The sequence below is a fragment of the Ruegeria sp. YKSF57 genome (genome assembly GCF_059612585.1).
Genome location: NZ_JBXWQW010000087.1, coordinates 1 through 9,643 on the forward strand (window position 1 = coordinate 1; position 9,643 = coordinate 9,643).

The following is a 9,643-nucleotide window of genomic DNA, read 5'->3' on the forward strand; positions in this document are numbered from 1 at the left end:
CCGGTGCAGATCATCAACAGATGCGCGTTCGGGTCAGACGGCAGCAGAAAGGTCGAGCCGAACGGGCCGGTCACGTTGACCGTATCGCCGGGCTTGAGATCGCAGACATAATTCGAGCACAGGCCCTGTTCCTCGCGCTTGACGGTGAGCGACAGGTTGTTGAAGTTCGGCCGCTCGCCATCGCGGGGGCTGGACACGGAATAGAGGCGCGGCAGATGAGCGTTACCGTTGTCATCCGTGCCCGGCGGGATGATCCCGATGCTTTGCCCTTCGAGCACCGGAAAGGGCAGCGAGCCGAAATCGAGGATGATGTGGCGGACGTCGTTGTCGCTGTCTTCGGCCGTCAGGCGGAAGTTGCCGGTGACCCTGGCCTGCGCGGGCTTGCCAAGGCCGTACATGTTGATCGTGGGTTTTGAGGCCGACTGCGGCGCCTTGGCCTTGCCCCCTGCGCCTTTGTGCGCCTCGGCCAGCAGGGCGGCGATCGAGTCGTCCAGCGCTTCAAGCCCTTCGTCGCCCGTCATCTCTTCCTGCTCGGGCAGGTCCATCCAGCCGTATTGGTCCTGCAGCGAATAGGGCTGGGCCACCACGCGCCAGTTGTCGATGGAACCGGTGGGGCAAACGGGAATGCAATCCATGCAGAATTTGCATTTGTCGGCATCCACCACCACGTTCATGTCGTCATGTTCGATGGCCTGTTCGGGGCAGGTCATCTCGCATGTGTAGCAACGGATACAGATTTCGGGGTCGATCAGGTGCTGCTTGAGCGGCTGGTTCATGAACTCTCGCGTCTCTTGGTCAGGATGACGTCGGGCAGAACCAGCGTGTCGATCAGGGCTGCGCACAGCCCGACACAATCGGAACAGCCGACACAGGGGCCTTGCAGCGCGGATACCTGACCAGCGAGAGCCTTGAGATTGGGTGTCTCAGCCTTGGTGCGGTCGATCTGCATTGCGGGTCTCCCCTTCTGAACAAGCCAGGTCCCAAAAAACGGAAAAATGGTGAGTCCGTCAATCCGGTTTTCGTCACATTTTGTTACCGTTAGCGGCACCTGGCCCGGGTTTCTTGTGTTACGCCATGTGCAGTTTCACATATTCGAAGTCGCCGGGGCGATTGTCGATGCCCACCTTGGGCGGCGCGATCCAGCGGGCGTATTGGCCCGGCTCGTAACAGGGTTTCATCAGCGACTGGATGAAATCGCCGTCGGCATGAGTCGGCAGCCAGTCGGGCAGGCCCTTGTCATATTCTGCGCCGCTGACGACCTTGCCGGAGGGATCGAACAGCTTGTCGGCAAAGACGCCGATCTTGCGGTTGAACGCCTCGTGCGGGAGCTTGAGTTCGAAGTCGATGCCGGACTTTTCGATGATCTTGTTCCAGCGCCCGACGCCGCCCGCGGCATCCTTGGTATAATCGTCGCGCAGGCGCATGTTGATCGCGGTCAGCGCGGGCACTTGTTTCTGGACCGCCTTGCCGTCCTCAAGATCCCAGACGGTATAGGTGTCGGCCTGAAGCTGGTGGTCGTCGGTCAGGCGGTTTTCCATGTAACGCCCCTTGATGCCCGCGTTGAAGGCATTGGCGGCATTGGTCGACACCTCTTGCCCAAACAGGTCGAGCGACAGGGTGTAATGCAGGTTCAGCTTTTTCTGAATTGTCGGCAGGTCGATCACGCCCAGCGCGCGGATCTTGCCCACGTCATAGGGATCGTCGATGCCGTTTTCCTTCATCACCTCGCAGGTTTTCTGGATGATCCGGCCAACGCCGGTTTCACCCACGAACATGTGGTGCGCCTCTTCGGTCAGCATGAAGCGGCAGGTGCGGCTGAGCGGGTCGAAACCGGATTGCGCCAGCGATTCAAGCTGCATCTTGCCGTCCCGGTCGGTGAAATAGGTGAACATGAAGAAGCTGAGCCAATCGGGCGTTTCCTCGTTGAACGCGCCCAGCATGCGGGGGGCTTCTTCGGAACCCGACTGGCGGCGCAGCAGGTCGTCGGCCTCTTCCCGGCCATCGCGGCCGAAATACTTGTGCAGCAGATAGACCATCGCCCAGAGGTGGCGGCCCTCTTCGACGTTGACCTGAAACAGGTTGCGCATGTCGTAAAGCGAGGGCGCGGTCAGCGCCAGCAGGCGCTGTTGTTCGACCGAGGCCGGTTCGGTGTCGCCCTGGATCACGATCAGGCGCTTGAGCAGGTTGCGGTATTCGCCCGGCACCTCTTGCCAGGCGGGTTGGCCCGCGTGCTCGCCGCAGGGGATCATCCGTTCCTCGACCTGCGGCGCCAGGAGCACGCCCCAGCGGTATTCGGGCATCTTGACGTAGTCGAACTTGGCCCAGCCCTTGGGATCGACGCTGACGGCGGTGCGCAGGTAGACCAGCGATTCCTGAAAGTCCCGCGGGATCAGCTTGTTCCACCAGTCGATATAGCCGGGGTGCCACTTTTCCAGCGCCTTGAGCACCTTCTTGTCCTGGCTCAGGCCCACGTTGTTGGGGATCTGGGTGTCGTAACTTACGTTGATCAGGTCAAGCATGTCTTTCCTCCGCCAAGGGCCCGGGCCCCTTATACACGTTCCATGTTGTATTCGCCGCGCAGGCCGGTGCCGTAACGCTGCAATGCGCCTTCGGGACCGACCGCGTTGGGGCGCTGGAAGATCCAGTTCTGCCATGCGGTAAGGCGGCCGAAGATGCGGGTTTCCATCGTTTCGGGACCGGCAAAGCGCAGGTTCGCCTCCATCCCGGTCATCGCGTCGGGCGAGAAGCTGGCGCGTTCTTCCATGAAGATGCGAACCTCGTCCTCCCAGTCGATATCGTCGTAGGCATAGGTGACAAGGCCCTGTTCCTCGGCCTCCTGCGCCTCGAACGGTTCGCCGATGTGGTCCTTCAGCTTGTCCACGGCGTCGGGATCGCCCCAGAAGCGGGTGGCGAGGCGCGACAGGTTGTTGCCCATCGGATAGGTGCCGAAGTTGCTGGCGCTGAGCGTGATGGCGGCCAGCGGGCGGTTGTCGCCCTCAAACTCGTCCAGCATCATGTAGGAACGGTCGACAGACCAGAGCAATTCGGCCAGCACCCCGGCGAAACAGGAACCGTGTTCGACGATGGCGACAAGGCTGCGCGAGGTCATGTCGACGCGTTTCAGCACGCGTTTCCAGTATTTCAGGATCTCGTTGGCCAGCCAGTGACCGGCGTTGTCCAGAAGCAGCTGTTCATGGGCCAGTACGCGGGCCGGGTCGCCCTGGGTCTGGAACACGACGAGACCGAGTTCGCGCTCGTTCAGGCGCAGGTGCAGGATGGCGTCGTCCAGCTCGCGGGCGAGGCGCAGCATCCAGGTGTCCGCGCCCTGGGCCTGGACCGCACCCATGTCGGCGGGCGCGTCCTCTTGCGGGCCGTTGATGGTGATGGTGGCGCGACCCGCGGCGCGATCGATTGTGACCTCGACGGTGGAATAGGTGACCGAACCGTCGTCGCCGAAAGTGCGGTTGAGCGGCGTGAGTGCGATGCCCTTGTCCGCCGGCGCTTTGGTCGAGACGGCGGCAAACTCGCGGGCGCGGTCCTGCACCACCTCGTCGAATTTCGAGTTGGGGGCGATCTCGTCGACCAGTTTCCAGTCGACGGCGCGCTGGCCGCGCACGCCCTCTTCGACCGAGCAGAAGACATCGGCCAGATCCCGGCGCACCTTGCGCTTGTCGGTCACGCGGGTCAGGCCGCCGGTGCCGGGCAGAACCGCCAGCAGCGGCACCTCGGGCAATGCCACGGACGAGGTGCTGTCATTGGTCAGCATGATGTAGTTGCAGGCCAGCGCCAGCTCATATCCGCCCCCGGCGCAGGAGCCTTTGACGGCGGCGATGTATTTCTGGCCCGAGTCCTCTTCCGCCGCCTCGAAAGTGTTGCGGGTTTCGTTGGTGAATTTACAGAAGTTGACCTTGTGCGCGTGGCTGGCACCGCCCAGCATCCGGATGTTGGCCCCGGCGCAGAACACGCGGTCCTTGCCGGACTGCATCACCACGACCTTGACTTCGGGATGCTCGAACCGCATCCGCTGCACCACATCGGCCAGTTCGATATCGACGCCAAGGTCATAGGAATTCAGCTTGAGCTCGTAACCCGGAAACAGCCCGCCCTGCTCATCCACATCCATGAAGAGGTTGGCGATCTCGCCATCATACTCGACCCGCCAGTGGCGGTATTTCGAGGGGTCGGTCTGAAAGTCGATGCGTTGGGTCATTTCAGGCTCCTCAAAGGGACATTTCGGTGCAGTTTATTGCGCAGCTCGGGGTTCAGCAAGTAGCAATAGGCAAAATAATGCATATTTTCACGCCATATTTTTCAAAGTATTAGAATCATTAGGCAAAAATGCGTCTTTTTCAGTCATAAAGTTATGCATTATTTTGCACATCCCGAAAATCCGGCCGAATCCGGTCCAATCTCTGGTCCAGTTCACTGGAATCAACGCCGAGAATGACGCCACGGTCCCTGCAACTTTTCAGGTGCTCGCGCGCCAGCTTGACAAGGCGGGCGGCAGCTTGCGGGCGCTGCATCCGGTGTTTCAGGCAGGCGTTTGCAAACTGGATGCAGGCCTGAACGAAATGCCGTTCGACCGAGTTGGGCGGCAGGCTCAGCCAAACCGGCTCCCACACTTCATGGGCTTCCCAGAAACATCCCTGCTCCAGCAGCTCCCACCCGGCGCGCCATGCTTCCGACGCAGCGATGTCATTGACGGTCATATCCGGGGTGACGGTGTCGCGGATTGCCGCGAAGGCGTCCGAGGCAGGCCGCGCGGTCAGACCCGGGATGTAAGGCGCCATGTCGCGGGTGACGGTCATGATCAGGCCGTGATGATTTCTGCGGCTTCGATACGCAGAAGGCGGGTGCAGTATTCTGCCACCGCCTCCATCGTCTGTTCGGACGCTTCGCTGTGCGGCGCATGACGGCAATCGAGGATCACCGTGTCGACGGGGCAATATGTTCGGGCCTCGATCTCGTCGATCTGCGCCAGGGTGCCGTATTGGTCGTCGCGGCCCTGAATGGCCAGGATGGGCACGCGGATATAGTCGATGACCTCTGCCACGTTCCAGCCTGTAAAATCGGGATCGAGCCAGACATCGCACCAGCCGCGAAACGCCCCTTCGGGATCGCGATGGTATCTGGCCATCCGGTCGCGCAGGTCGGTTGTTTGAAACGCCTCGCGCGCGCGGGCAATCTCGGCCAGACCCATCGGTTCGGTAAAGAAATGCGGCGCTTCGAGGATCAGGCCGCGCACGCGGAAATCCTCGACGCTGCCGGCATAGATCGCGGCGATGGTGCCGCCGTCGGAATGACCAAACAGGATGCAGTGCTGAATGCCCGCCTGATCGAGGATGTGCGGCAGGACATTCACCGCCTCGTCCGTCATGAAATGGATCGGGCGCGGCAGGCTGATCGGATCGGACTGACCGTATCCCTGCCGGGAATAGACCAGCACACCAAGGCCGGTACGATCTGCCAGAGCCTGCGGGAAATCCCGCCACAGCGCGACGCATCCCAACCCTTCGTGCAGCAGGAGGATGGTTGGCGTCTGATCCGGTGGCGGGCCGTAACAGGCATATTCAAGCGCAACACCATTGACGGTCAGCGGCTGCGAAGGCGTCTGCGCCCAGTCGAACATCACCCGTCCTCCCGCAGCTTGAAGCGCTGAATTTTGCCGGTGGCGGTCTTGGGCAGGTCATCAACGAAATCGATCCAGCGGGGGTATTTCCACTTGCCGACCTTGTCCTTGACGAAGGTGCGCAACTCGTCGGCCAGCCCGTCCGAACCATCCTGTTTCAGCACGATATAAGCCTTGGGTTTTTCCAGCCCGTCAGAATCGCGGGCCGCAACAACCGCGGCCTCCAGCACGGCGGGGTGCGAGATCAGGGCCTGTTCGACCTCGAAGGGCGAAACCCAGATGCCCGAAACCTTGAACATGTCATCGGTGCGCCCGCAATAGACATATCGCCCTTCGGAGGTCAGTTCGTATTTGTCGCCGGTGCGGGTCCATTCGCCTTCGAACGTGGCGCGGCTTTTGTCGCGCTTGTTCCAGTAGCCATCGGCGGCGGACGCGCCGCGCACCAGCAGTTCGCCCAGACCGCCGACGCCGACATCGGCGCCGTCCTCGTCGACCAGCCGCACCTCGTAACCCGGAACGGGGCGGCCCGAGGTGCCGTATTCGACATCGCCGGGCGCGTTCGACAGGAAGATGTGCAGCATTTCGGTGGAACCGACGCCATCAAGGATATCGACGCCCCAGAGCCGTTTCCAGCCGCGCCCGATCTCTTCGGGAAGCGCCTCGCCCGCCGAGATGCAGCGGCGCAGTTGCACATCCGGTGCGCCCTGTTTTTCCAAAAGCGCCACGGTCGCGGCGTAAAGGGTCGGGACACCGCAAAAGATGGTGGGCTTTTCGGTGGCGATGATCCCGACCACCCCTTCGGGGGTCGGGCGACCGTTGAACAGGATGGTTTCGGCGCCCACCGACATCGGAAAGGTCATTCCGTTGCCAAGGCCATAGGCAAAGAACAGTTTGGCGGCGGAAAAAATAACGTCATCCGGTTCGATCTGCAGCACCTGCGCACCATAGGTGTCGGCGGTGGCCCTGAGGCTGCCGTGCACATGGCGCACCCCCTTGGGCTGGCCGGTGGAGCCGGAGGAGTAGAGCCAGAATGCGGTGTCATCGTCCGAGGCCTCGACAGTTTCGGCGGGCGATGCGCCCTGCATGAAGGTATCGAAGCTTTGCGTGCCGTCCGGGGCGGTGCCGATCACCACGATATGGGTCAGGTGGGGCGAAGCCTGGGCGGCGGGCTGCACCACGGGCCACAGCTCCTGCGACACGAACAGGCAGGTGGCGCGGCTGTCGTTGAGGATCACGTCATAAACCGGGGCAGCCTGCAGGGTATTGAGCGGAACAGGAACAACGCCGGCTTTGAGGCAGCCCCAGAAGATCGGCGGAAATTCGATCTGATCCAGCACCAGCATGGCGGCGCGGGCCTCGCGCGGGATGCCGGCGCGGGACAGGGCGCCAGCCACGCGGGCCGAGGCATCGGCCAACTCTCCATAGGTCATGGTGCGCTTTTGCCCGGCGGCCTCGCGAAAGGCAGGGCGGGATCCGTTGCCCTCGCTGACATGCCGGTCCACAAAGTACTGCGCGGCGTTTCCGCTCATGGTCGCTCCTCCCAGTGATGTCCCCGGGGAATGCACGCGGGCGGCCCTGACGACCGGCCCACGCGCACCCTCTCCCCTCGGGTGGCAATAATGCACTTTAAACTCATTTATGCAAGATAGTGCCTATCTGAATTTTCCCTTCATGCATTTTATTGCACATAAATTGTCGCCGGATCGGCCGTTTCGTACAGCCTCTCGACCAGCACGGCGCGGCGGGCGAGCAGTTTGGCGAAGTTCAGGTTGCCCTTGGCCGTGACCTCGCCATCCGCCATCGAGGGCGGTTCGGACAGGATCAGGGCGCGGGTGATGCGGGCGGAGGAGCCTTTGTCGCCGTTGGCCTTGCCGAGCCGCGCCGAGATGTCAGCGGCCTTGTCTCCGGGCAGGAATGCGCCCTCGTGCGCCTTCAGGCCCTTGGACAGCACTGGTGTCGGAAGGATCATCAGGCCGACCTCATCGCGATCCGGTCCGGTCACGATGACATCGGCGGCCAGCGGCGCAAGCGCGGCAAGCAGTTCGAGGCGCAGCGCGGCGGCGCGCACCCAGATGCCCGAGGCGAGTTTGAAATCCTCGGAGATACGGGCAGCGAAGCGCAGGCCACGATTCATGTCGGCCGCATCCACCAGCGTCATGGCGTCGCCACTGCAAAAGAAGCCGTCTGTGTCGAACGCCTCGGCGGTCTTGACGGGGTCGTTGTGATAGCCGGGAAAGATGTTGGGGCCTTTGACGCGCACCTCGTACCGCCCGTCCTGTTCGGGGACGAGCTTGACCGTGACGCCCGGCAGCGGCACCCCGACGATGCCCGGCAGATTGGCCGGGACATGCTGGAAGATGCAGGCGGGCGCGGTTTCGGTCATGCCCCAGCAGGTGGTGATCAGGGGCGGTTCCTTTCGCACCTCGAGCGCCATGTCGGTCAGATCCTGCCAGACATCGGGTGCCAGCGACGCGCCCGCATAGAACAGCATGTCGAGATCGGCGAAGAAGTTGCGTTTCAGCGCCTCATCCTGCCGCATCTCGTTGCGGAGCTGGGCAAAGCCCACTGGCACGTTATAGGCGATGGTACCGTTCATCAGGCGGTTGTTCTCGAAAGTCTTGCCGATCAGCGCCGGAGCGGGCTTGCCGCCGTCGATATAAAGCGCACCGCCGAAAGCCAGCATCTGGTTGAAGTTGTTCGAGCCGCCAAAGACATGGTTCCAGGGCAGCCAGTCCACCAGGCGCGGTGGGCGTTCTGAGAGGAACGGCAGGGCCTGCGTGTATTGCGCCTGATTGGCGCACATCATGCCCTGGGTCGTCAGAACGCCCTTGGGATTCGACGTGGACCCGGACGTCATCAGGATCTTGGCCACCGTATCCGGGCCGACCCGCGCGGCGGCGGCGTCGATATCGGCACTGGCGGCTGCAAGGTCGGAGAGCAGGGACATCCCCTGCCCTGCGTTGCGTGAAACTGCAATCTGGCGTCCGCCCATGCCCTCCATGCCAAGGGCTGCGGCGAAGGTTTCGCCATCCTCGGCATAGATCATCGACGGGCGGATCAGGTCGAGGATGTGGTGCAGTTGTTTGAGCGCGCCGGGAATCAGGGAATATTGCTCGGCCACCGGCACCGTGGGAATCCCGACATATTGCGCGGCAAGGTTGAGCAGACCGTGGTCGATGCTGTTGCCCGAGAGGATGAGGATGGGCGTATCCGACCCAAGGCCGCGCGACAGCAGACCGGAGGCAAGGGCGCGCACCCGGTCCAGCGCCTCGGCATAGCGCAGTTCGCGCCAGCCCGGTCCGCTGCGTTCGGCCAGAAACACCGCCTCGGGACAGGCGGCGGCCCAGTGGTGCAGCCAGTCGGTCGTCTTGTGGGCGGGTTCGGGCAGCTCATGGGCCGAGCGCAGGAGGATCGCGCCATCGACCCTGTCCTCGCGGATAACGTCATGTGCAACATACTGTGCCATCGCCCTCTCCCACGCCGCCGCGTTCCGGCTGGGCCGGTGCGCGACAGGTCAGACCGGGTTGAACGTTCTCAGCCCGGCAATAGAAACAACGTGATCACCGGGAAGGCGACAAGGATGATTACCCGGATGATGTCGGAGGCCACGAAGAACAGAACCGCCTTGTAGGTGTCGATCATGCGCGTTGTCTGATCCATGGCGTTGATGATGAACAGGTTCATGCCCACCGGCGGTGTGATCAGGCCGACCTCGACCACGATCAGCACGAGGATGCCGAACCAGATGGCGACCTGTTCCGCCTCGATCCGGTTGGCCATGCCACGGGTGACGCGAATGCCCAGCTCTTTCATCTGTTCGCGTGTCAGTTCGGTGCCAGTGGCGATGGCATCCTGAATCGAGGCAAGCATCTCGATACCCATGCCGTCGGGCACGCCGACATTCAGCACTTCCATCGCGGCCTGGGCCTGCATCGCCGCCAGCGAGACGAAATTGAAATCCATCGCCGAGATCACCGGGAAAAAGATCGGGATCGTCAGCAGGATCATCGACAG

General features: G+C 62.5%; 9 protein-coding genes. All 9 read right to left on the bottom strand.

What is annotated here, in order from left to right:
• Positions 1 to 776, bottom strand: a 776-nt coding sequence (locus AC2FLX_RS21380) for a 4Fe-4S binding protein (protein ID WP_496875541.1), incomplete at its 3' end; no start/stop codon positions are given.
• Positions 773 to 949, bottom strand: coding sequence for a hypothetical protein (locus AC2FLX_RS21385; RefSeq protein WP_480748526.1), 177 nt, complete (start codon positions 947 to 949; stop codon positions 773 to 775). The genes AC2FLX_RS21380 and AC2FLX_RS21385, both read right to left, overlap by 4 nt.
• 118 nt (positions 950 to 1,067) lie before the next feature.
• Positions 1,068 to 2,519, bottom strand: coding sequence for a benzoyl-CoA 2,3-epoxidase subunit BoxB (gene boxB / locus AC2FLX_RS21390; protein ID WP_480748525.1), 1,452 nt, complete (start codon positions 2,517 to 2,519; stop codon positions 1,068 to 1,070).
• 29 nt (positions 2,520 to 2,548) lie between these two features.
• Positions 2,549 to 4,210 (bottom strand): 2,3-epoxybenzoyl-CoA dihydrolase, encoded by a 1,662-nt coding sequence (boxC, locus tag AC2FLX_RS21395; RefSeq protein ID WP_496875542.1) that lies wholly within the window; start codon positions 4,208 to 4,210, stop codon positions 2,549 to 2,551.
• A gap of 151 nt (positions 4,211 to 4,361) precedes the next feature.
• Positions 4,362 to 4,808 carry a DUF309 domain-containing protein gene (locus tag AC2FLX_RS21400; RefSeq protein WP_496811317.1) on the bottom strand — a complete coding sequence of 149 codons (447 nt, stop codon included), beginning with the start codon at positions 4,806 to 4,808 and terminating at the stop codon, positions 4,362 to 4,364.
• Positions 4,809 to 4,810: 2 nt separating this feature from the next.
• Complete coding sequence (locus AC2FLX_RS21405; RefSeq protein WP_496748463.1) at positions 4,811 to 5,629, bottom strand: alpha/beta fold hydrolase; 819 nt, start codon at positions 5,627 to 5,629, stop codon at positions 4,811 to 4,813.
• The gene (locus tag AC2FLX_RS21410; RefSeq protein ID WP_496811318.1) at positions 5,629 to 7,158 is read right to left on the bottom strand and encodes a benzoate-CoA ligase family protein; all 1,530 of its coding nucleotides are present in this window, start codon (positions 7,156 to 7,158) and stop codon (positions 5,629 to 5,631) included. Before AC2FLX_RS21410 ends, AC2FLX_RS21405 begins: the two co-directional genes overlap by 1 nt.
• Positions 7,159 to 7,307: 149 nt before the next feature.
• Complete coding sequence (locus AC2FLX_RS21415) at positions 7,308 to 9,095, bottom strand: feruloyl-CoA synthase (RefSeq protein ID WP_496811319.1); 1,788 nt, start codon at positions 9,093 to 9,095, stop codon at positions 7,308 to 7,310.
• Between the two features lie 68 nt (positions 9,096 to 9,163).
• Positions 9,164 to 9,643 (bottom strand): TRAP transporter large permease subunit (locus AC2FLX_RS21420; RefSeq protein ID WP_496875543.1); only part of this gene is annotated, 480 nt, incomplete at its 5' end.